This window comes from Pandoraea terrae (genome assembly GCF_902459695.1).
Classification (GTDB): domain Bacteria; phylum Pseudomonadota; class Gammaproteobacteria; order Burkholderiales; family Burkholderiaceae; genus Pandoraea; species Pandoraea terrae.
Genome location: NZ_CABPRZ010000009.1, coordinates 134,946 through 156,108, shown reverse-complemented (window position 1 = coordinate 156,108; position 21,163 = coordinate 134,946). Strand labels below are relative to the sequence as shown.

At 62.5% G+C, this 21,163-nt stretch carries 19 protein-coding genes and 1 pseudogene; 14 read left to right on the top strand and 6 right to left on the bottom strand.

Annotated elements, in window-relative coordinates:
• The first annotated feature begins 15 nt into the window (after positions 1-15).
• From PTE30175_RS12885 to PTE30175_RS12860, 6 genes and pseudogenes are all read left to right on the top strand, one after another.
• Entirely contained in the window at positions 16-1,194 is a 1,179-nt protein-coding gene (locus tag PTE30175_RS12885; RefSeq protein ID WP_150697443.1) for a CpaE/TadZ family protein, read from the top strand.
• 29 nt (positions 1,195-1,223) lie between these two features.
• On the top strand, positions 1,224-2,579 hold the full coding sequence (locus tag PTE30175_RS12880) for a TadA family conjugal transfer-associated ATPase (protein WP_191629036.1): 1,356 nt from the start codon (positions 1,224-1,226) through the stop codon (positions 2,577-2,579).
• 83 nt (positions 2,580-2,662) lie between these two features.
• Complete coding sequence (locus PTE30175_RS12875; RefSeq protein WP_150697505.1) at positions 2,663-3,640, top strand: type II secretion system F family protein; 978 nt, start codon at positions 2,663-2,665, stop codon at positions 3,638-3,640.
• A gap of 42 nt (positions 3,641-3,682) precedes the next feature.
• Entirely contained in the window at positions 3,683-4,660 is a 978-nt protein-coding gene (locus PTE30175_RS12870) for a type II secretion system F family protein (protein ID WP_150697441.1), read from the top strand.
• 19 nt (positions 4,661-4,679) lie between these two features.
• On the top strand, positions 4,680-5,183 hold the full coding sequence (locus PTE30175_RS12865; RefSeq protein WP_150697440.1) for a MarR family winged helix-turn-helix transcriptional regulator: 504 nt from the start codon (positions 4,680-4,682) through the stop codon (positions 5,181-5,183).
• Positions 5,184-5,416: 233 nt separating this feature from the next.
• Positions 5,417-5,588 (top strand): annotated as a pseudogene (locus tag PTE30175_RS12860) (DUF1153 domain-containing protein); the annotation flags it as partial.
• 256 nt (positions 5,589-5,844) lie between these two features.
• Here PTE30175_RS12860 and PTE30175_RS12855 read toward each other — a convergent pair.
• Positions 5,845-6,747, bottom strand: a complete 903-nt coding sequence (locus tag PTE30175_RS12855) for a methyltransferase family protein (protein WP_338044444.1) — start codon at positions 6,745-6,747, stop codon at positions 5,845-5,847.
• Positions 6,748-7,288: 541 nt separating this feature from the next.
• Between PTE30175_RS12855 and PTE30175_RS12850 the strand changes: the two genes are divergently transcribed.
• Positions 7,289-8,182 carry a DMT family transporter gene (locus PTE30175_RS12850; RefSeq protein ID WP_150697439.1) on the top strand — a complete coding sequence of 298 codons (894 nt, stop codon included), beginning with the start codon at positions 7,289-7,291 and terminating at the stop codon, positions 8,180-8,182.
• Here the strand turns inward: PTE30175_RS12850 and PTE30175_RS12845 are convergent.
• Positions 8,172-8,981 (bottom strand): DUF4088 family protein, encoded by an 810-nt coding sequence (locus PTE30175_RS12845; protein ID WP_150697438.1) that lies wholly within the window; start codon positions 8,979-8,981, stop codon positions 8,172-8,174. The genes PTE30175_RS12850 and PTE30175_RS12845 overlap by 11 nt on opposite strands.
• Positions 8,982-9,125: 144 nt before the next feature.
• On the bottom strand, positions 9,126-9,797 hold the full coding sequence (locus PTE30175_RS12840) for a Crp/Fnr family transcriptional regulator (RefSeq protein ID WP_150697437.1): 672 nt from the start codon (positions 9,795-9,797) through the stop codon (positions 9,126-9,128).
• A gap of 97 nt (positions 9,798-9,894) precedes the next feature.
• On the opposite strand from PTE30175_RS12840, the gene PTE30175_RS12835 reads away from it, so the two are divergent.
• The 7 genes from PTE30175_RS12835 (at position 9,895) to PTE30175_RS12805 (ending at position 18,508) form a co-directional block, all read left to right on the top strand.
• Positions 9,895-11,883, top strand: a complete 1,989-nt coding sequence (locus tag PTE30175_RS12835; RefSeq protein WP_150697436.1) for an AMP-dependent synthetase/ligase — start codon at positions 9,895-9,897, stop codon at positions 11,881-11,883.
• 100 nt (positions 11,884-11,983) lie between these two features.
• Positions 11,984-12,790 (top strand): ABC transporter ATP-binding protein, encoded by an 807-nt coding sequence (locus PTE30175_RS12830; protein ID WP_150697435.1) that lies wholly within the window; start codon positions 11,984-11,986, stop codon positions 12,788-12,790.
• A gap of 51 nt (positions 12,791-12,841) precedes the next feature.
• On the top strand, positions 12,842-13,756 hold the full coding sequence (locus PTE30175_RS12825) for a branched-chain amino acid ABC transporter permease (RefSeq protein ID WP_150697434.1): 915 nt from the start codon (positions 12,842-12,844) through the stop codon (positions 13,754-13,756).
• A 33-nt stretch (positions 13,757-13,789) separates the two neighbouring features.
• Positions 13,790-14,866 (top strand): branched-chain amino acid ABC transporter permease, encoded by a 1,077-nt coding sequence (locus PTE30175_RS12820; protein ID WP_150697433.1) that lies wholly within the window; start codon positions 13,790-13,792, stop codon positions 14,864-14,866.
• Between the two features lie 144 nt (positions 14,867-15,010).
• Entirely contained in the window at positions 15,011-16,288 is a 1,278-nt protein-coding gene (locus tag PTE30175_RS12815) for an ABC transporter substrate-binding protein (RefSeq protein WP_224788750.1), read from the top strand.
• Positions 16,289-16,417: 129 nt separating this feature from the next.
• A complete protein-coding gene (locus PTE30175_RS12810) occupies positions 16,418-17,230 on the top strand; it encodes an ABC transporter ATP-binding protein (RefSeq protein WP_150697431.1) in 813 nt (270 codons plus the stop codon).
• 36 nt (positions 17,231-17,266) lie between these two features.
• The gene (locus tag PTE30175_RS12805) at positions 17,267-18,508 is read left to right on the top strand and encodes a phenylacetate--CoA ligase family protein (RefSeq protein ID WP_150697430.1); all 1,242 of its coding nucleotides are present in this window, start codon (positions 17,267-17,269) and stop codon (positions 18,506-18,508) included.
• A gap of 33 nt (positions 18,509-18,541) precedes the next feature.
• Here the strand turns inward: PTE30175_RS12805 and egtD are convergent, their stop codons facing one another.
• The 3 genes from egtD to PTE30175_RS12790 all read right to left on the bottom strand — a co-directional run bounded on the left by egtD (position 18,542) and on the right by PTE30175_RS12790 (position 21,130).
• The gene (egtD, locus tag PTE30175_RS12800) at positions 18,542-19,534 is read right to left on the bottom strand and encodes an L-histidine N(alpha)-methyltransferase (protein ID WP_150697429.1); all 993 of its coding nucleotides are present in this window, start codon (positions 19,532-19,534) and stop codon (positions 18,542-18,544) included.
• A gap of 17 nt (positions 19,535-19,551) precedes the next feature.
• Positions 19,552-20,772, bottom strand: a complete 1,221-nt coding sequence (egtB, locus tag PTE30175_RS12795) for an ergothioneine biosynthesis protein EgtB (RefSeq protein ID WP_150697428.1) — start codon at positions 20,770-20,772, stop codon at positions 19,552-19,554.
• Between the two features lie 154 nt (positions 20,773-20,926).
• The gene (locus PTE30175_RS12790) at positions 20,927-21,130 is read right to left on the bottom strand and encodes a hypothetical protein (protein ID WP_150697427.1); all 204 of its coding nucleotides are present in this window, start codon (positions 21,128-21,130) and stop codon (positions 20,927-20,929) included.
• Between the last annotated feature and the right edge of the window lie 33 nt (positions 21,131-21,163).

Here is a 21,163-nt window from a genome sequence, read left to right as displayed (position 1 = left end):
ACAGGGAAGAACGAAATGATCGACATTCTCATTATTTCACCCGACCCGGCGCAAGCGAGCGAGATCGCGCGGATCGTCGGGGAGGGCGACGCCCATCACCACGCCAGGACATCGACCGCGGCGCTGGCCGATCTTGGTACCCAGCAGCAGACGCTGGACAGCGTCGATTTGCTGATAGTGGATGGCGTCCGGATGGCGCAACAGGATTTCGACACGCTCTCCGCACTTACCGCGCGGCATGCCGATCTGACCTGCATGCTGTTGGCGCCGTCACCGTCGGCCGATCTGCTGATTCAAGCCATGCGTGCCGGCGTACGCGACGTGCAGCCGTGGCCAGGCGATCCGCTGGCTTTGCGTAATGCCGTCGACGGCGCGGCACGCAAAGTCCACAGCACGCGGCGCGAGGGCCGCGTGATCTCATTCGTGTCCTGTAAAGGGGGGAGCGGCACCTCCTTTTTGGCCGCCAACCTCGGCTTTGCCGCGTCGGTGGCCGGCAAGCGCACACTGCTCATCGATTTGAACCAGCAATTCGGCGAAGCGGCCTTTTTGGTGTCGGAAGTCACGCCGCCGGCCACGTTGGCAGAGGTGAGCACGCAGATTGACCGACTCGACCCGGCGTTCCTCGAAGCGTGTCTGACACATATCAGCAACAGCTTCGACGTGCTGGCCGGTGCGGCCGATCCCGCCAAGGCAAAGGAAGTCAAGGCGGAACATTTGCAGCGCATCCTGAATCTGGTGCGGCACGAATACGACCTCATCATATTCGACATCGGCCAGAGTCTGAGCAACGTGTCGATCGTAGCGCTCGACCAGAGCGAGTGCATTTTTTCGGTACTGCAATTGAGTGTGCCCTATTTGCGTGGCGGGCGCCGGCTTCTCGACATCTTTCGCTCTCTCGGCTACCGCGCGGATAAGGTGCGGGTGGTAGTCAATCGCTACGAAAAAAAAGGTGCGGTGGGGCTGCCCGAACTCGAGAAGGCGCTGGGCCTGCGAGTGGCGAGCGTCATTCCGGAAGACGGTGCCTCCGTGTCGGCTTCGGTCAATCAGGGCGTGCCGATTCTGCGGCTGGCGAAATCGAGCGGCGTGGCGAAAGGCTTGAGCGAACTAGTGCGTAGTCTGTCGCCGCCGCCGTCCACCCGTCGGAGCGGCATTTTGCAAAGAATTTTCAGTAAGCCGACGTTGAGCAGGGCCTGAACTCAGGAGAGCGAATCATGGAACGCGTCATGACACTGCGTGAGCAATTTCTCAGCCCCGGCGATTTGCCCGGGCACGACCACGGCGGGGATCAAGGCGGAATGGCCAAAAGGGCGTATCAGGAACTCAAGAGAAACGTGCATCAGACCATTATCGACCGCATCGAGCTGGAAAAGCTCCAGCGGCTCTCGAACGAGCAGATCCAGCATGAACTGGCGAAGCTGGTCGAGCGCATTATCGACGAAGACAACGTTCCGATGAACGAAGTCGAGCGACGCCGCCTGGTGCACGACGTGCGCGACGAAATGCTCGGCTTTGGCCCGCTCGAACCACTGCTGGCAGACCCGACCATCTCCGACATTCTGGTGAACACGTACAAGCATGTGTATATCGAACGGCGCGGCAAGCTGGAGCTGACCGATGTCACCTTTTACGACGACGCGCATTTGATGAAGGTCATCGAAAAGATCGTGTCCCGCGTAGGTCGCCGAATCGATGAATCGAGCCCGATGGTTGACGCACGTTTGCCGGACGGCTCGCGCATGAATGCGATCATCCCGCCCTCGGCGATCGACGGCCCGCTGTTGTCGATTCGCCGCTTTGCCGTCAATCCGCTAACCGTGAAGGACCTGGTCGAATTTCAAAGCCTCACACCGCCGATGGTCCAAGTGCTGGAGGCGATGTCGGCCGCCAAACTGAACGTATTGATTTCGGGCGGCACGGGCAGCGGCAAAACAACGTTGCTCAATATCTTGTCCGGGTTCATTCCGGCAGACGAACGAATCGTGACGATCGAAGACGCGGCGGAGTTGCAGATGCGACAGTTGCACGTCCTGCGGCTCGAGACACGCCCGCCCAACATCGAGGGCAAGGGCGAGATCACGCAACGTTCGCTGGTGCGCAACGCGCTGCGGATGCGGCCCGACCGGATCATCCTCGGCGAAGTGCGCGGCGCCGAGGCGTTCGACATGCTGCAGGCGATGAACACGGGACACGAGGGGTCGCTGGCGACGGTGCATGCGAACACACCCCGCGATGCGCTGACACGGCTTGAAAACATGATCGGTATGGCCGGGCTGAATTTGCCGCCCAAGGGCGCGCGCCATCAGATCAGTTCTGCGCTCAGCGTGATCGTTCAGGTGGCCCGGCTGACAGATGGACGCCGAAAGATCACCAGCATCCAGGAAATCACCGGCATGGAAGGCGACATTATCAATCTGCAGGAAATTTTCACCTTCAAGCGCGAGGGTGTGGATAAAAACGGCCGCATCACGGGGCACTTTTGCGCAACCGGCGTGCGGCCGAAATTTTCGGAGCGACTGCAGGCCTTTGGCGTGGCGGTGCCAGACACGCTATACGACCCGACCAGGCTTTATCCCGTGTAACGGCAATCGGGCGGGACGACAGGCAAGGCGGGGCTGCAGACGGGGCGGCGCGAAGCCGGTGGGCCATTGAGAGAGGCATCGTCATGAATTATCTATTCTACGGCTTCATTATCCTGGTGTTCTTCGCGATCATTTTACTGATCGAGGCCACGTATATCTGGTGGCAAAGCCGCCACAGCGGTGCCGCAAAGCGGGTCGAAAGCCGTATCCGCATGATGTCCGCAGGCGGGCATGGAAACGACAAGGCGCTGTCGATTCTCAAGCAACGTGAACTGAGCGCGTCGCCAACGCTTGCCCGCTTGCTGTTGCAGGTGCCGCGCATTCACGCGCTCGATCGCTGGTTGGTTCAGTCCGGGTTGAGTTGGTCCGTAGAGAAGTTTTTCTTCTACACCGCGTTTCCGCCGTTCGTTGTTTGGGCGGCAGGGAACATGATCCACCTCTCGCCGCTGGCGCTAGCGGTGGCGATGCTGATTGCCCCCGGCTTCGCGTCGCTCAAGGTGGCTCGGGCCAAGGCTTCCCGGCTCAAGCAGATCGAGGAGCAATTGCCCGAGGCTACCGACATGCTTAGCCGGTCGTTGCGGGCGGGGCATTCCTTCTCGACCGCACTCGGCATCGTGGGAGACGAAATGCCCGCGCCCATTGGTGGCGAGTTTCGCGTCGCGTTCGACGAGATCAATTTTGGCGTCCCGCTCAACGACGCGCTGACCGGGTTGGCCACTCGCGTACCGATCAACGACCTGCGCTACTTTGTGGTCGCGGTGTTAATTCAGCGGGAGACCGGCGGCAACCTGGCCGAAATTCTCGGCAACATCAGCCAGATTATCCGCAGTCGGCTCGCGCTGCTCGGCAAGGTCCGGGTGTTGTCGTCCGAAGGCCGTCTGTCGGCCTGGATTCTTGGAGTTTTGCCATTGGTGATGGCGTTGCTGATATCGGTCATTAATCCGGACTTTCTCCGCATTTTGTGGACCGATCCAGCCGGTGTGAAAATGATCGGCGCAGCGCTCGTCATGATGACGTTCGGCGTGGTCTGGATGCGAAAAATCATTCGCATTCATATTTGACGCGAGCGCTTCACTTTCATCTTTTGGAGATGGGTCTATCCCATGCCCGACATGAAAACTGAACAACTGTTGCTACTGGCCATCGTTTTTGCGATCGTCGCCGTCGCCGCGTTCGGCTTGATGGCACTGATCATGCCGAACTCGATACAGCGCCGTCTCGGGCAGCTTGCCAGCACCGGGCAGTCGCCATCCGAAACGATGGATAGCGCGGGGGCGCAATGGGTGCAGAAGTTCGCCAGCGTTTCGGAGCCGATCGCCAAACTCTCCCTTCCCAAGGAGGGCTGGGAGCGTTCGTTGTTGCGCACGAAATTCATGAACGCGGGGTGGCGCGACGCGGCCGCTCCAGCGATTTATTTCGCTGCCAAGACCATCTTGGCCATCGGTTTGCCCGCCGTCTGCATGATTGCGGCGGGCCCATACCTGGGACCCGAGAAGAAAAATGTGCTCTTGATGTTGTTGCTGATATTTGCAGGCGTTGGCTATTACCTGCCGAATGTCATCCTTGCGCGTCGCGGACGTCTGCGCAAGCAAACGATTTTCGAGAATTTTCCCGATGCGCTGGATCTGCTCACGGTATGCGTGGAAGCGGGGCTCGGACTGGACGCTGCGCTCATGAAGGTCGCCGACGAATTGCACCTCAAATGCAGGGAGCTGAGTGAGGAGTTGCAACTGGTGCTGCTTGAATTGAGGACTGGCTCAAGCAAGGAAACAGCGCTGAAAAATCTGGCGTTGCGTACCGGCGTGGAAGACGTCGACGTTCTGGTGGCCATGCTGATTCAGGCGGAGCGCTTCGGCACCAGCGTGGGGGACTCGCTGCGTGTGCACTCGGAACACCTACGCCTTAAGCGACGTCTTCGGGCGGAAGAGGCTGCCGGGAAAATCGCCGTCAAATTACTGTTTCCACTGATTTTTTGCATCTTTCCGACGCTGATGCTGGTCTTGCTCGGCCCCGCGTTTATCCAGGTGGTTCGCGTGTTGCTGCCGACGTTGACCGGCCACGCGGGCAGCGGATTGCCTTAAACCTGATGCAGGGATGATCATGGAACATGACTCCGAAAAGCGTGTGGAAGTCGTCAGGCTCCGGTTTATGCTCGGTGTCAAATTGGCTGCCTTCAACCAGTTTGTCGCCGGTGAGTTGGGATTGAACGTCACCGACCTGAAGTGCCTGGAAATTGCTTATTACGACGAGGCGCAGCCTGTCACGCCGGGCAGGCTGTCGAAACTGATGGGGTTGTCGCCGGCGAGCATCACGACGTCTCTCAATCGCCTTGAACACGTGGGATTGATAAAGCGTGAGCCAGATCCAACCGACGGGCGGCGCATCTTGCTGCGGTTTATTTCGAATCGCCTGGCGATGATCAATGCTTATTACGAATCCGTCAACGGGAGTCTGGAAGCCTTCGAGCGCACGCTCGGCGACCGGGAGCTGGAAAGCGTCAGGAATTATTTGTATGGATTGTTGGCTGTCATCGACAGCTACATGGCGGGCCACTTTGGGGATCAGGAAAAAAGCCCGGCGCCGCCCCGTAATACCACTTCATAATTCCGCATCCCAAACGCGCGCGGCTTGCATCTGTCGTGGTGCGGGGATGCGGGCTGGCGAAAGCCGGCTCCCAACGATCGTCTCCCAGGGATTCATCTGCTTTGAGCGTGATTGAAGACGTCGCGATTCGGCGTCGGCGTCGGCATCGGAGTCAGTGGCTTCGAGCGCCTATGTGACGCAGTGTATTTACCCACTGATTTCCTGCTCAGGTCGTAACCTTAGAAGACTGCCACATGAGCACGAAGATGGAAGAAGAAATCAAACGATGGACGGCCAAGCGCAAGAGCGCGCTGGTGCTGGACATCATTCAGGGAAAGACGACGGTAGCCGAGGCGACCCGCGTTTCACATCTCCCCCTCCGAAGTCGAGTCGCGGGCGGAAGATGGCGAGCGCTGCATGGCCAACCGATGGGCTGGCACCTGTCGCGCAGCGGCAAGGCGACGACAGCCGGCAGTGCGCCCGAGCGGACTCCGATAGCACGCTTCGGCACGCTGGGCCGTCCCCATCAGGCGCTGAAGACGATGACCCCGGCTCAGGCGTTTGCTTTAGCCGCTTAACCTGTGCAGGTTTCAGTGGGGGAATACGGCAGCAGCATTCCGGGCGCAAGCCCGACACCGCTGCCCGCCGCACCGCTTGCGCATTCCTCGGTGCGGCTTTCGAATCAGAAAATTCCCGGAATTACACGATATCGAACCTTGCCCATGTATGCGCGGTAGCTTTGATCCGCGGACAAGAGTCGCTCCTCGCGAATGATGCGGCCAACTTGAAGGCCAAACTGGATGCCATACACCAACAAATTTTGCCATCCGAAGTTTGTGAACAGAAAGCCGATGTCGGTGATGAGATAGCCAAGATACATCGGATGCCGCATGAAACGATAGGCGCCGCGCGACACGATGCCGCGATTGGCGGGCAAGAGGCCGAACGAGCCACGCAGCGACGCCTTGGCAAAAAATTGCCAGAGAATTCCCGACACTTGCAGGATTGCCCCGAGGGTTTCGGGAATAAGCTTCGTTCCCGGCGCAAGCTGAACTGCGAGGAAGTAATACGTCGCGCCCATCGTACATAGGAATGAAACTGGCCCCCAGTCGCGCTTCTTCGGCACCCGTGCAAACAGCGAGAGGCCCATGATCAAGAACGCGTCGACGACCAGAAGCAACAGGGTGATCCGGCCGGGCTCCGCTCGCCAGTGAACGACGGCACTGTAGGCAAACAGGCTCAGCAAAAGGGTCGCGCTCACGCGCACGACGACTTCGAACAATTCGTCGTGCGTGCGTGGCCGGCCGGGCGATGAGTCTCGAGGAGCTTCCAGTCCGGTGCTTATCGGGAGGGACGGGTTATCGTGGCCGGGCATGGTCAGTTCTCGTTGTTGTTCAGGCGATAGCATGGGCTTCTCCTCGAGGGGCGGTGGCGATTCGGCGGACGGGATGCTGACCCCGGATGTTTCCAGGGAGCGGGGATGGGCTTTCGATGAACGCGTCGACAGAAGGTGTTTGTTGTGTGGCACGGCGCCCGGTCGAGGCAATACGTGCAGTGACGACGGGGGCCGCGCCGTCGCGGCCATGATGGTCACGGCGACTTGCGTGTGCGCTGGCGGCTGACGCCGGCGCGCGGTCAGTCCTGTCAGGCGAGCGACCACTGGTGAGGTAGATCGCCCCGACTTCCCCCGTGAAACATACGTGCGCTCTTTCCACGCAATCCCCCGTTGTCCACACTTGCGCATCGTGGCATTCGTGCGCTCTTTTTTTCCTGTGCCGCGTTTTCGGTTGCTATAGTTTTGTGTCTCAGTTGCACCACATTGAGTGCGAACCGTGCTACCGCGGGTAAGGATCACCTTATGACTACGGTGTCCAAATCGTGAGGCAATTCATGCGAGATCCATGCCAGTGAAGGTAGGCGCTTGATCGGCAAAACAATTTGCCGGCGCGGCTCAGGCAGCGTCATCCAAACATGCCAAAAATGTTTCAATTCTGAAACGTAAGTGCCGGCACGTAGGTTCAGTAGCTTCCAAATCGCGGAAATGAACGCATCGGCCGCCGGCCGGGGACTATAATGGCCCCCCACCGGCGCGTGCGATGGCTCGCGCGCGGGCCATTTCCTCGACAATGACAACCCATCTCGCTTATCTGGCGGCACTTGGCGCCGCGTTGTGCTGGGCCTGCAGCGGCATGATCGCCATCCATCCGGTCCGTCAGGCCGGCTCTTTCGCCTTCAATTACGTTCGCATGTTGCTCGTGCTCGCCATGCTGCTCGTGGCGCTGGCGTGCCTGCGCGGGTGGCCGTCGCTCGACGCGGGGCAGTGGCTGCGGCTGACGGCCTCGGGGCTCGTCGGCATCCTGGTCGGCGATACCATTTTGTATACCTCGCTCGGCCGGCTCGGTCCGCGCCGCAACTCAATTATCTTCGCGACGAATGCGCCCATGACGGCCGTTCTCGGCTATCTGCTGCTCGGCGAGCAGCTTGGGTGGCGCGCGGTCGCCGGAATCGCGCTGGTGACCGCGGGCGTCGCGCTGGCGATCGCCTTCGGCGGGCGCCGTGAAGGCGCGCATCATTGGGAAACGGTGCGAGGGGATGTCAAGACGGGCGTGGCGATCGGCCTGACGGCGGCGTTGTGCCATTCGATCGGCACGCTGATCGCCAAGCCGGTGATGGCGGCGGGCGTGGACCCGGTGGGGGCTTCGGCCGTGCGTGTGGCCGTGTCGGCGCTCGGGCTGACGGCGCTGGCGGCCCGCCGTGGCCGGGCAACCTTTGCCGCGCTTACGCCGAAAGTGATCGGGCTGACGGCCCTTTCGGGATTTATCGGCGTGGCCGTCGGCATGACCTTGCTGCTCTATGGCATGGGGCGTGGTAACACGGGCGTGATCGCAACGCTTTCGGCCACGACGCCGATCATGGTGCTGCCGCTGCTGTGGCTGCGTACCCGGCAGGCGCCGGCCGCCGGCGCATGGTACGGCGCCTTGCTGGCAGGCGCGGGGGTGGCGCTGATTTTCATTCGCTGACAGGTGTTGGCGGCGCCGCCGCCGGGTCGGTGATCCTGCCGGGCGCCGGGGCGATTGCCGCCGGGCGCACCGGCGCGGGCGTCAGCAGATGGCGCAGCCAGCCGGCGATGCGCTCGAGAATGCCCGCATCGTCGTTGAACAGCTCCGGGCGCAGCACGCGCAAATAGTCAAGCATCTGTTGGCCTTCCTGGGCACCGACCGAGCCATAGATGACGCCCAGGTCGAGCAGCGCCTTCAATTCCCCGAGTTTTTCCCGTGCGGCAAACGCGCGCGCCGTCTCGACGCCGCGTTTGGCCTCGAATACGCGCTCGCGCAGCAGCGACGCGGCGCGCCAGGCGGGCGTCTGGAGTGCCGCTTCAAGCGCACGCAGGTCTTGCGAGGAGGTCACGATCTGCCCGGCCAGCGATTCGACGGTCCTTTCCTCGCCTTTGGCCTCGCGAACGATCCCTTCGGCCCAGCGGGTGGCCTGACGCGCCAGATCTTCACGGCTCCACTCGGGCCGCGACACGAAGTAGAAGCCGTGCTGACGCGCCTGATTGAGAATAATCGAGACGACGTCCGGGAATTGCTTGTCGAAAGTGCGCTTGGCCCAGGCGTAATGGCCGCCGGCCAGCAATTGCGCGACGGCCGCTTCGGTCAGCGGCACGGTGCTGTCGAGCAGGCGCGCGCGCAGAAAGTCGTCGAAGGGCGGCGGCGTGAAATGACGGTCGACAGCCGCGGAAATGCGCACGAAGGCGTCGAAGTCCTTGCGCAGGTCGGAGAGTGCCGAATCGGAGAGGGTGAGGGAAATACGGCTCATCGTAAAGACTTCCTGGCACGTGGGCCCGATATGCCGGGAATTCTAACGTATCTCACCGTAAAAGGTCACCGCGCGTCATTAAAAAACGTCCTGGCTCGCCCCTCCCGGTCAGGAATCCGGCAAAAATCTTGAATCTTGAGCGAATTACATGCCGAACTCGCGCAATCCTTCGAGATCGAGAATCGTCAGGACACCATAGTCCACCTTCAGGAGCCCTGCCTGTTCGAGCACCTTGAGGGCCAGATTGACGCGTTGGCGCGACACGCCGGCCAGGTAGCTCAGTTCTTCCTGGGAAATCTGAACTGTCATGTCGTTGCCGGGGTACAGATACGGGTTGAACATGGCCGAGAGCGAGCGTGCGACGCGTGCGTCGGTATCGAGCAGGCGCTCGTGTTCGACGGCGGCGATGAACTGGCCGAGCCGTTCGTTCAACTGCAGGATCAGGAAGCGGTTGAACGGAATGCTCGTATCCAGCAACCATTCGAAGGTCGCGATCGGCATATGCGCGACGACCGAGTCGCGCAGGGCGAGCACGTCGTATTTGCGATTTTCGCGCTTGAGCAGCGACCCTTCGCCGAACCAGGCGCCCGCAGGCACGCCGGTAAAGGTCACCGACTTGCCGCTGGCCGACACCGTCGTGATCTTGACGAGCCCTTCGATCACGCCGAACCACGCCTGCGACGGGTCGCCCTTGCGGCACACATACCCGCCGCCGGCGATCGGCCGCGCCTGCGTTTCGGCATACACGCGCTCGCGTTGCGCGTCTGTCAGACCTTGCGCCCATACGCTGCGCTGCAATAGGTTTTCAAGCGACATATAGGGACTTTCCCTTGATTGTCATCCAGGCGACAAAGCCGCCCCGGGCCATGGAGTATCTTAAACTCGAAAAGGCGGCGAGATACAGGAGACAGGCATGCAGGAGCGGACAACCTTCCCGCGGCTATTGCAGCAACACGCCGCACTGCGCGGCACGCGCGTGGCCTACCGGGAAAAGGACCTGGGGATCTGGCAATGCTGGACCTGGCAGGAAGCGGCGCATGAAGTGCGCCTTCTCGCTTGTGCGCTGGCCGCCGCCGGATTCAAACGTGGCGACAATCTCGCCATCATCGGCAATAACCGCGTGCGCCTGTATTGGGCGATGACGGCTGCGCAGGCCCTCGGCGGCGTGCCGGTGCCGCTTTATCAGGATGCCGTAGCACAGGAGATGACCCATGTGCTGCAAGACGCCGAGATCGATTTTGCGATCGTCGAGGATCAGGAGCAGGTCGACAAGCTGCTGGAGATTCGCGATACCGTGCCGGGCTTCAGCCAGCGCTTGCGCCACATCATTTATGACGATCCCCGCGGCCTGCGCAATTATGATGCGCCCGGGCTGATGTCGTTCGAAGCGGCGCTCGAACAGGGGCGTACCTTCGATGCGCAACATCCGCGCCATTTCGACGACGCCGTCGCCCAGGGGGATCCTGAGGACACGGCGATCATCCTTTACACCTCCGGCACGACCGGCAAGCCCAAGGGCGTTTGCCATTCGCACGCCGGCCTGATCGGCGCCGCGCATCACGGTTGCGGCTTCGACGGCCTCGGCCCGGGCGACGAAGTGCTGTCCTACCTGCCGATGGCCTGGGTGGGCGACAACCTCTTCTCGTACGCGCAGGCGTTGGTGGCCGGCTTCACCGTCAATTGTCCAGAGTCGCCGAACACGGTGGCGACGGACATGCGCGAGATCGGCCCGACCTACTACTTCGCGCCGCCGCGCGTGTACGAAAACGTCCTCACGCAAGTCATGATCCGGATGGAAGACGCGGGCGCCTTCAAGCGAGCGATGTTCGGCTACTTCATGAACGTCGCGCGCCGATGCGGCGCAGCGGTGCTCGATGGCGCGCATGTCAATCTCCTGGATCGTCTGCGATATGCCCTCGGCAACCTGTGCGTGTATGGACCGTTGCGCAACACGCTCGGCATGAGCCGCATCCGCGTGGCATACACGGCGGGCGAGGCCATCGGCCCCGACCTGTTCCGCTTCTACCGCGCGATCGGCATCAACCTGAAGCAGTTCTACGGCCAGACGGAAACGTGCGCCTACGTGTGCCTGCAGCCGGATCGCCAAGTGCGCTTCGACAGCGTGGGACCGGTTGCGCCCGGCATGGAGATCAAGATCGCCCAGAGCGGCGAAGTGCTGGTGCGTGGCGTGGGCTTGCTCAAGGGATACTACAAGCGCCCCGACGCGACCCGCGAAGCGCTTGACGAGAACGGCTACTTCCGCACAGGTGACGCCGGCATTATCGACGCCGACGGACATCTGCGCATCATCGACCGCGCCAAGGATGTCGGCAAGCTCGCCGGCGGCGCGCTGTTTGCCCCGAAATACATCGAGAACAAGCTCAAGTTCTTCTCGTACATCAAGGAAGCGGTTGCGTTCGGCGACGCGCGCGATGAAGTCTGCGCGTTCATCAACATTGACTTGGACGCCGTCGGCAACTGGGCCGAGCGAAACAATCTGGCTTACGCGGGGTACGTGGATCTCGCCAGCCATCCGGAGGTCGCGCAATTGATCCTCGGTTGCGTGGAACAGGTTAATGAAGCCATGTCCAGGGAGCCGGCGTTTGCCGCGGCGCAAATCCATCGCTTCCTGATCCTGCACAAGGAACTCGACCCGGACGACGATGAGCTCACGCGCACGCGCAAGGTGCGGCGCGGCTTCATCGCCGAGAAATACGGCGTATTGATCGACGCGCTCTATACGGGCAAGACGTCGCAGTTCATCGAGACCCGCGTGAAGTTCGAGGACGGCCGCGAGGGCAGCGTCAGCGCCACGATCGCGATCCATCCCGCGCGCGTGATCGGCACGCGCGCGCCCGCGGAAGACCCCGCGCCTGCGAAGCCACTGCGGTGCGCCGCTTAACGATTCCGCGGGGATTCGGCAGGGTCAGGCGGCATTCGGTGACAGGCTTTCATTCGACGGGGTTGACCCGCCATCGCATCCGTTTTCAGTAGGGGAACGCATGAGCGAAGTTCGCAACACCGGCCGCAAGACCGGCGAGGTGCTGCTCGATCTGCAGCGCATCAGCCTGTCGTTCGGCGGCGTCAAGGCGCTGACCGACATCTCCTTCGATGTCCGGGAGCACGAAATCCGCGCCATCATCGGCCCGAACGGCGCGGGCAAGAGTTCGATGCTCAACGTCATCAACGGCGTGTATCACCCGCAACACGGTCAGATCGTATTTCGCGGCAAAGTGCGCCAGCGCATGCATCCGACCGAAGCCGCGCGCAACGGCGTCGCACGCACGTTCCAGAACATCGCCTTGTTCAAGGGCATGACGGTGCTCGACAACATCATGACCGGCCGTAACACGCGCATGCGCTCCGGCCTGATCGCCAATGCGATCTGGTGGGGCCCTGCGCGCCGCGAGGAAACGATGCATCGCGCGAAGGTCGAGGAGATCATCGACTTCCTGGAAATCCAGCACATTCGCAAGACGCCGGTCGGCCGCCTGCCATATGGCCTGCAAAAACGTGTCGAGTTGGCACGCGCGCTGGCGGCGGAGCCGGAATTGCTGCTGCTCGACGAACCGATGGCCGGCATGAATCTGGAAGAAAAGCGCGATATGTGCCGCTTCATCCTCGACGTCAATGAACAGTTCGGCACGACGATCGTGCTGATCGAGCACGATATGGGTGTGGTGATGGACATTTCCGACCGCGTCGTGGTGCTCGATTACGGCAAGAAGATCGGCGACGGTGCACCAGCCCAGGTCAAGGCCGATCCCGAAGTGATTCGCGCGTATCTCGGCGCGGCCCATCACCATTAAGCCCGCGGAATAACGGGTGCGAGACGACGCTGCGGCGTCATGGAGACATCGATGCAGTTCTTTCTGGAAATCCTGATCGGCGGGCTGCTCTCGGGCGTGATGTATTCGCTGGTGGCGCTCGGCTTCGTACTGATCTTCAAGGCTTCGGGCGTCTTCAACTTTGCCCAGGGCGCGATGGTGTACTTCGCGGCGCTGTCGGTCGTCGGGCTGATGGAGCGGGGCGCACCGCTGTGGCTGGCAGCCATCGGGGCCTTCGGCGTGATGATCCTGGTCGGCATGGCGACGGAACGGTTCGTGCTGCGCAAGCTGGTGAACCAGTCGCCGATCACGCTGTTCATGGCGACGATCGGACTGTCCTTCTTCCTCGAAGGATTGGCGCCGCTGCTGTGGGGCAACGAGGTACGACCGCTCGCGCTGGGCATTGTCGACGAACCCATCGACGCGGTCATGAACGCGACCGGCTTGCTCGTGAGCAAGTTCGACCTCGCGGCTGCCGGCATCGCGGCGGTGCTGGTAGCGCTGCTGGCCCTGTTCTTCAGGGCGACGAGCATCGGCCGCGCCCTGCGCGCGGTCGCGGACGACCATCAGGCCGCCCTCTCGCTCGGCATTCCGCTGCAACGCATCTGGGTGGTGGTGTGGGGCGTGTCGGGATTCGTGGCGCTCGTGGCCGGCATGCTCTGGGGCTCGCGCAACGGCGTGCAGTTTGCCCTGACCATGACTGCGCTCAAGGCCTTGCCGGTGCTGATTCTTGGCGGCTTCACGTCGATCCCGGGCGCGATCGTCGGCGGCTTGATCATCGGCGCGGCGGAGAAGCTTGCGGAAATCTATCTGCCGCAATTGCTGCAAGCGCAGTTCGGCGGCAATTTTGGCGGTATCGAGGGGTGGTTTCCGTACGTCTTCGCGCTGCTGTTCCTGCTTGTGCGCCCTGAAGGGCTGTTCGGCGAACGGCACATCGACCGCGTCTGACGCGCCACCTACGACACATGACAGAGGCCATCCATGTTCTATCGTGAAGCCGGGCAGTTCAAGACCTCGTATGAAACCGACGGTCAGATTTTTCCGATCCGGCAGGACCGGCTCGCGGTCGGCGCGTTGCTGGCGCTGGCCTTCGGCGTCGTGCCGTGGTTTGCCTCCGAATACTGGTTTTCGGCGATCCTCGTGCCGTTTCTGGTGTTCGCGCTGGCGGCGCTTGGCCTGAACATCCTGACCGGCTACGCGGGCCAGCTGTCGCTCGGCACGGCGGCGTTCATGGCCGTCGGCGCGTACGCCTCGTACAACTTTCAACTGCGCATCGAGGGCATGCCGATCCTGGCGTCGTTCGCGCTAGGCGGCGTGTGCGCGGCACTCGTCGGCATTGCGTTCGGATTGCCGTCGCTGCGCATCAAGGGCTTTTATCTCGCGGTCGCCACGCTCGCCGCGCAATTCTTCGTGCTGTGGGTGCTGACAAAATTCCCGTGGCTGTCGAACAACAGCGCCTCGGGCGTGATCACCGCGCAGAAGATCACCCTCTTCGGCTTCGACATCAATACGCCGGTGCGCAAGTACTTGTTCGTGCTCAGTATCGTCACCGTCATGGCGCTCGCCGCGAAGAATCTGGTGCGCTCGCACACAGGCCGAGCGTGGATGGCGGTCCGCGACATGGATGTGGCGGCGGAAGTCATCGGCATCCCGCTCATGCGCGTGAAGCTGCTGGCGTTCGCCGTCAGCTCGTTCTACTGCGGCGTGGCCGGCGCGCTGTATGCGTACTGTTATCTCGGCTCCGTCGAACCCGACGGCTTTTCGCTCGACCTGTCGTTCCGCATCCTGTTCATGATCATCATCGGCGGTGTGGGCAGCATTCTGGGCAGCTTCCTTGGCGCAGCGTTCATCCTGCTGTTACCGATCCTGCTCGACAGCACGTTGCCGGCGCTGGCCACGTTTTTGCATCTGCCGTTCACCAACGCGACCGTCTCGCATATCCAGCTGATGGTTTTCGGCGCCTTGATCATTTTCTTCCTGATCGTCGAGCCGCACGGGTTGGCGCGGCTGTGGCAGATCGCCAAGGAAAAACTGCGCATCTGGCCGTTCCCGCATTGAGGCGGCGCGCATCCGGTTTCAAGCAAGACGCCGTCGGCCGGCGGCGAGCAGGACCCGCGGTTCCTTATCGATAAGACTACGAGGAGACACACCATGAACACGAAGCAAGTGGCGGTATCGCTGGGGTTGGCGATCGCGCTCGGCATGGGCGCGGGGGCGCCCGCCATGGCGCAGTCGGGGGGCGACCAATTCATCGCGTTGGCCGACTACCGCGTAGGGCCGTATGGCGCAAACGGACAGTCGTTTTACGGCGGCTTCATTGATTATCTGCAATACGTCAATCTCAAGAACGGCGGCGTGAACGGGGTCAAGCTGTCGTGGGAAGAGTGCGAGACGGAATACAACAACGCCAAGGGCGTTGAGTGCTACGAGCGTCTCAAGGGCAAGAATCAGGTGACGAAAGGCACGGCGTATCACGTGATGGCGACGGGCATTTCGTATGCCCTGATCGACAAGACGGCCACCGATCAGGTGCCATTGGTGATGATGGGCTACGGCCGCACGGATGCGGTCGACGGCACGGTCTTCCCGTGGGCCTTCCCGCTCGTCACCACGTATCAGATGCAGGCGTCGGCCATCATCAAGTTCCTGGCGGACAAGAACGGCGGCTCGCTGTCCGGCAAGAAGATCGTCTACCTGTACCACGACTCGGCCTACGGCAAGGAGCCGATCGCGGCAATGGAAGCCGAATCGAAGATCCACAAGTTCAACCTGATCGAGATTCCGGTCGCGCATCCCGGAAACGAACAGGGTGCGCAGTGGCTGCGGATCCGTCAGGAGAACCCGGACTACGTTGTGTTCTGGGGCTGGGGCGTGATGAACCAGACGGCGCTCAAGTCGGCGCAGAAGGTCGGTTATCCGCGCGAGAAGATGATCGGCAGCTGGTGGGCCGGCTCGGAGGAAGACACCATTCCGGCGGGCCCGGCAGCCAAGGGCTACATGAGCGCGACCTGGAACGTGGCGGGCAAGCAGGTGCCGCTGATCGCCGATATCGAGAAGGTCGTGTACGGCGCGGGCAAGGGGAATATGCAGGACGCGTCGAAGGTCGGCTCGATTCTGTATAACCGTGGCGTGTCGGCGGCCGTCGCGACCGTCGAGGCGCTCAACACTGCACAGAACAAGTTCGGCAAGGGCAAGGTGTCGACCCCGGTGCAAGTGCGTTGGGCGCTGGAGAACCTGAACATCGACAACGCGCGCCTGAAAGCACTTGGCGCGACGGGCTTGCTGCCGGAAATCAAGACGAGCTGCCAGGACCACGAAGGCTCGGGCAAGGTCAGGATCCAGCAATGGGACGGGCAGAAATGGGTGCTCGTCTCGGACTGGATCGAGGGCAACCGCCGCCTGATCCACCCGTTGTTCGAAGCCTCGGCGAAGCAGTACGCCAAGGAAAAGGGCATGACGCCTGCCTGTTACAAGATGTAGGCGTCACGCTTCAAAGGGCGGTGCAGTCCGTGTCGTGCGCCATCGGACGATGGCAGCGGCGCGGACGCCCCCTGTCTCACGGAACGAACCCAAGCGATCCCGGCTGCGGGACGACAGGAGCAATGCGGCATGGAAGCCTGTTTGCGCGTCAATAACATCGAAGTGATTTACGACCACGTGATTCTGGTGCTCAAGGGCGTGTCGCTCGCGGTGCCCGAGGGCAAGATCGTGGCCTTGCTCGGCGCCAACGGCGCAGGCAAGAGCACGACGCTCAAAGCCATTTCGAACCTGTTGCACGCCGAGCGCGGCGAGGTGACCAAGGGGACGATCGACTATCGCGGCGAGCGCGTTGAAAAGCTCACGCCGAACGGTCTCGTGAAGCGCGGCGTCATTCAGGTGATGGAAGGGCGGCACTGCTTCGGGCATTTGACCATCGAAGAGAATCTGCTGACGGGGGGCTATGTGCGCCATGCCTCGCGCAGTGCGCAGGCCCAGGCGCTCGAGCGCATCTACGCGTATTTTCCGCGCCTGAAGACACGCCGAAAGTCGCAGGCGGGCTACACCTCGGGCGGCGAACAGCAAATGTGCGCGATCGGCCGCGCGATGATGGCGCAGCCGTCGATGATTCTTCTCGACGAACCGTCGATGGGCCTCGCGCCCCAGATCGTCGAAGAGATTTTCGAGATTGTGCGCGACCTGAACCAGCGTGAGCGCGTGAGTTTCCTGCTGGCCGAACAGAACACGATGGCTGCGCTTCGTTATGCCGACTACGGCTACATCCTCGAGAACGGCCGCGTGGTCATGGACGGCGATGCCGCTTCGCTGCGCGACAACGAGGACGTCAAGGAGTTCTACCTCGGTATCGCGAAGGACGGCGCGGGCAGCGACGGCAGTTTCCGCAACGTCAAGAGCTATCGGCGCCGCAAGCGCTGGCTCGCCTGATTCATTCCCCCATCGCGTTCTTCGGACACCCGCAATATGAACGACCATTTCGACACGCTCGAAACCCGCCCGGCCGAGGCACGCGAGGCGGCGCTGCTGGCCGCGCTGCCGGGCCACGTGGCGCATGCCCGTACCCACGCCGCCTATTTTGCCGAGCGTTTTGGCGGCATCGACGCCGCGGCGATCAGGTCGCGCAGCGCGCTGGCCGAGTTGCCCGTCACGCGCAAGTCCGATCTGTCCACGCAACAGATTGCGCGCCCGCCGCTGGGCGGATTGAACGCGACGCCCGTGGGCGGGCTGGCGCACATCTTCCAGTCGCCCGGGCCGATTTACGAGCCGGATGGCCACGGCAGCGACTGGTGGCGTTTTGCGCGCGCATTGTTCGCGGCAGGGTTTCGCGCCGGTGACCTGATTCACAACACCTATTCGTATCACTTCACACCGGCAGGACGCATGATCGAAACCGCGGCGGCGAAGCTCGGCTGCTGTGTTTTCCCGGCGGGCGTGGGGCAGACGGAACAGCAGATGCAGGCGATCGCCCACCTCCGGCCAACCGGCTACACGGGCACGCCGTCGTTCCTCAAGATCCTGTTGGAGAAGGCCGAGGAACTGGGCGCCGACATCACATGCCTCAAGCGGGCATCGCTGTCGGGCGAGGCACTGCCGCCGTCCTTGCAGCAGTGGTTCCATACGCGGGGGATCATCGCGCGTCAACTGTACGGTTCCGCCGACCTGGGGCTGATCGCCTACGAGAGCGAGGCGCAGGCCGGCCTGATCGTTGACGAACACATGCTCGTCGAGTTGGTGGAGCCGGGCGGCATGAAGCCAGTGGCGTTTGGGGAGATCGGCGAGGTCGTCGTGACGAACTTCAATCCCGACTATCCGCTGATCCGTTTCGCGACGGGTGACTTGTCCGCAGTCGTTGCGGGCGAGAGCCCATGCGGGCGCACCAACATGCGGCTCAAGGGGTGGCTCGGCCGCGCCGATCAGACGGTGAAGGTGCGCGGCATGTTCGTCCACCCGGGGCAGATCGGCGAGATCGGCAAGCGTTTCCCGGAACTCGGACGGATGCGTCTGCGCGTGGAGGGGCGTATTGGCGACGACCGAATGACGCTCGTCTGCGAAACCGCCGCCGCCGCACCGCCCGAAGGCCTCGCGGCACGGGTCCAGATCGCTTTGCGCGACTTGACGAAGCTGCGCGGCGAGATCGAATTCGTTGCGGTTGGCGCGTTGCCGGCGGACGGTAAAGTCATCGAGGACGCGCGCGCCTACGACTAGATCCTGTTCACGCCAATATCATCCTTCACGCCATCAGGCGGCGTTCGCGGGCTTCAACAGATAGACCGCGAACCGTCGCGCGCCATCGTGCCAGACACGTTCGACGTCCCACCCTGCACTCGAGGCCAGTGCACGGAATTCTGTCGCCCCGTACTTGTATGAATTCTCCGTATGGACGGACTCCCCCTTGGCAAACCGGAAGGGCTGTCCCAGCACGTGCACGTCAAGCGTGCACTTGGCCACGAGATGCATTTCAATGCGGCTTGCCGCGTCGTTGTAGCGCGCTTCATGACGAAACGCATCCAGGGGGATGTCGCCCTCCAGCTCGCGATTGATGCGTGCGAACAGATTGAGATTGAATTCGGCGGTGACACCGCGCGCGTCGTCGTAGGCCGGCACGAGGATCGATGCGTCCTTGCACGCATCGACGCCCACGATCATGCGGCGACTGGTGCCGAGTATCTTGCCGACGTGGGCCAGGAAGGCGGCCGCTTGCGCCGGCGCGAAGTTACCGATGGTCGAGCCTGGAAAAAAGCCCAGGCGCGGGCCGGGCGTGTCTTTCAATTGTGGCGGTAGACGGAAAGGCCGCGTGAAGTCGGCACGCACCGGCAGCATGGGGATGCCGGGACAACGGCGGGCGAGGACGGCGACGGCGTCGTCGAGAAAGTCGTCCGCGATATCGACGGGCACGTAGGCGCGGGGTTTGTCGAGCGCGTCGAGCAGCAGCGGCGTCTTGCGGCTCGACCCGCTGCCGAATTCCACGACGACAGCGTTCGGACCGACGGCGGCGGCCAGCGCGGGCGCGCATTCCGCCAGCAGCGCGGTTTCGGTGCGCGTCTGGTAATACTCGTCCAGTTGCGTGATCGCCTCGAACAGTTCACTGCCGCGCCGGTCGTACAGCCACACGCTGGGCAGCGTTTTGGGCGTGCGCGCGAGGCCTTCGAGGACATCGGTGGCAAAGGCGTCGCCGGGCAGCGACGGGCACACGTAGGCGGGATGGGACGGAGAAAGGGGGATCGTGGGCATAGGCGGCATCCGGGACATCAGCGGTCCTCCGCTAGCCTCAGGCCGCAAAACTGCCAGCGCTGATGGGGATAGAAGAAGTTGCGGTAAGTCACGCGCGCATGGCCGGCGGGTGTGGCGCGAGAACCGCCGCGCAACACGAACTGGCCGCACATGAACTTGCCGTTGTACTCGCCGACGGCCCCCGCCGCCGGTTTGAAACCCGGATAGGCAATGTACGGACTTGCCGTCCATTGCCACACCGGCCCATAGAGTTGCTCCAGGCGATCGGCCCGAGTGCGTGCGGCGACTTCCCACTCGAATTCCGTCGGCAGCCGCTTGCCAGCCCAGCGCGCGAATGCGTCGGCCTCGAAATAACTGACGTGACACACCGGCGCGTCGTCATCGAGCGGTTGCATGCCGGCGAGCGTCATCGATCGCCACACGCTGTCCTGCGATTCCCAATAGAGCGGATGCGCCCATCCCTGCGCACCGACCGTTTGCCAGCCGTCCGAGAGCCACAGCGACGCCGTGCGATAGCCGCCGTCCTCGATGAAGGCGCGCCATTGCCCATTGGTGACGACACGCGACGCGAGCGCGAACGGGTAGATCAGAATGTCGTGCGCGGGTGTCTCGCAGTCGAAAGCAAAGGCTTCGCCGTGATGGCCGACGCGATGGCGGCCACCGTCGAAGGCCAGCCATTCGAGCGGTCCTGCCGGCCGCTCGTGGGCGAGGGCCGGGCGGCTCGCCGGCCGCAGCGGATTCTGCGCGAACAGATGCAGCAAGTCCGTTTGCATCAGTTCCTGATGCTGTTCTTCGTGATTGAGCCCGAGCATGACGAGCGTGCCGATCTCATGCGTTAGATCGGCCGGCAAGCAGCGCTCCAGCATGGCGGCATCGACGTGGGCACGATAGGCGAGCACGTCGGCCAACGTTGGACGCGTCAAAAGCCCGCGCTGCGGGCGGGGGTGCCGGGGGCCGGCGGATTCGTAGTAGGAATTGAAGAGAAATGCGTAGCGCGCGTCGAAGGAGCGATACCGGTCCACGTGCGGTTGCAGCAGGAATGTCTCGAAGAACCACGTCGTATGCGCGAGATGCCATTTGACGGGGCTGGCGTCCGGCATTGACTGGACAGTGGCATCGGCGTCGGAGAGCCCTTCGGCGAGCTGCACGGACGCTTCACGCACCGCGCGGTAACGTGCGGCGAGCGATTCTGTGGGGGTAGGACTTGTGGTTTGGGGCGTACAACAGGGAACGGTCATTGTGGGACATCCGTGTTGTGAGGCTTGGGTCTATTGTAGCCCGGTTGCGGCGTCGGTGTTAATTGGGCGTCAGGGCCTGTTCACCTTGGGAAATGGCAGAAAACACTCCCCCGGTCGCGCCCGTGCGGCGCGACACTTCAAAGGGGGGCGGCCACTACGACTGGCCGTTGGAACCGTGTGCGTGGATTTCCCGTTCGAGCCGCACGACTTCCTGCGCGACGAGCGCGATGGCGTTGCGGATCTCCATCAGCGCGCTATAGAGCGCCTGAGAGTTTTCGGGCGAATGCATCGCCAGATCGTGCGCGGCGGCCTCAATGGCGTCGAGCGAAAGGGCGATGCGATCCAGATTTTCCAGCATGGGCAACCTCCGACGGATGCTTGCGGATACTCA

Coding starts and splice junctions, on each gene's coding strand:
- PTE30175_RS12885 (WP_150697443.1), top strand. CDS start 16: ATGATCGACATTCTCATTATTTCACCCGACCCGGCGCAAGCGAGCGAG.
- PTE30175_RS12880 (WP_191629036.1), top strand. CDS start 1,224: ATGACACTGCGTGAGCAATTTCTCAGCCCCGGCGATTTGCCCGGGCAC.
- PTE30175_RS12875 (WP_150697505.1), top strand. CDS start 2,663: ATGAATTATCTATTCTACGGCTTCATTATCCTGGTGTTCTTCGCGATC.
- PTE30175_RS12870 (WP_150697441.1), top strand. CDS start 3,683: ATGCCCGACATGAAAACTGAACAACTGTTGCTACTGGCCATCGTTTTT.
- PTE30175_RS12865 (WP_150697440.1), top strand. CDS start 4,680: ATGGAACATGACTCCGAAAAGCGTGTGGAAGTCGTCAGGCTCCGGTTT.
- PTE30175_RS12855 (WP_338044444.1), bottom strand. CDS start 6,747: ATGGCCGCGACGGCGCGGCCCCCGTCGTCACTGCACGTATTGCCTCGA.
- PTE30175_RS12850 (WP_150697439.1), top strand. CDS start 7,289: ATGACAACCCATCTCGCTTATCTGGCGGCACTTGGCGCCGCGTTGTGC.
- PTE30175_RS12845 (WP_150697438.1), bottom strand. CDS start 8,981: ATGAGCCGTATTTCCCTCACCCTCTCCGATTCGGCACTCTCCGACCTG.
- PTE30175_RS12840 (WP_150697437.1), bottom strand. CDS start 9,797: ATGTCGCTTGAAAACCTATTGCAGCGCAGCGTATGGGCGCAAGGTCTG.
- PTE30175_RS12835 (WP_150697436.1), top strand. CDS start 9,895: ATGCAGGAGCGGACAACCTTCCCGCGGCTATTGCAGCAACACGCCGCA.
- PTE30175_RS12830 (WP_150697435.1), top strand. CDS start 11,984: ATGAGCGAAGTTCGCAACACCGGCCGCAAGACCGGCGAGGTGCTGCTC.
- PTE30175_RS12825 (WP_150697434.1), top strand. CDS start 12,842: ATGCAGTTCTTTCTGGAAATCCTGATCGGCGGGCTGCTCTCGGGCGTG.
- PTE30175_RS12820 (WP_150697433.1), top strand. CDS start 13,790: ATGTTCTATCGTGAAGCCGGGCAGTTCAAGACCTCGTATGAAACCGAC.
- PTE30175_RS12815 (WP_224788750.1), top strand. CDS start 15,011: ATGGGCGCGGGGGCGCCCGCCATGGCGCAGTCGGGGGGCGACCAATTC.
- PTE30175_RS12810 (WP_150697431.1), top strand. CDS start 16,418: ATGGAAGCCTGTTTGCGCGTCAATAACATCGAAGTGATTTACGACCAC.
- PTE30175_RS12805 (WP_150697430.1), top strand. CDS start 17,267: ATGAACGACCATTTCGACACGCTCGAAACCCGCCCGGCCGAGGCACGC.
- egtD (WP_150697429.1), bottom strand. CDS start 19,534: ATGCCCACGATCCCCCTTTCTCCGTCCCATCCCGCCTACGTGTGCCCG.
- egtB (WP_150697428.1), bottom strand. CDS start 20,772: ATGACCGTTCCCTGTTGTACGCCCCAAACCACAAGTCCTACCCCCACA.
- PTE30175_RS12790 (WP_150697427.1), bottom strand. CDS start 21,130: ATGCTGGAAAATCTGGATCGCATCGCCCTTTCGCTCGACGCCATTGAG.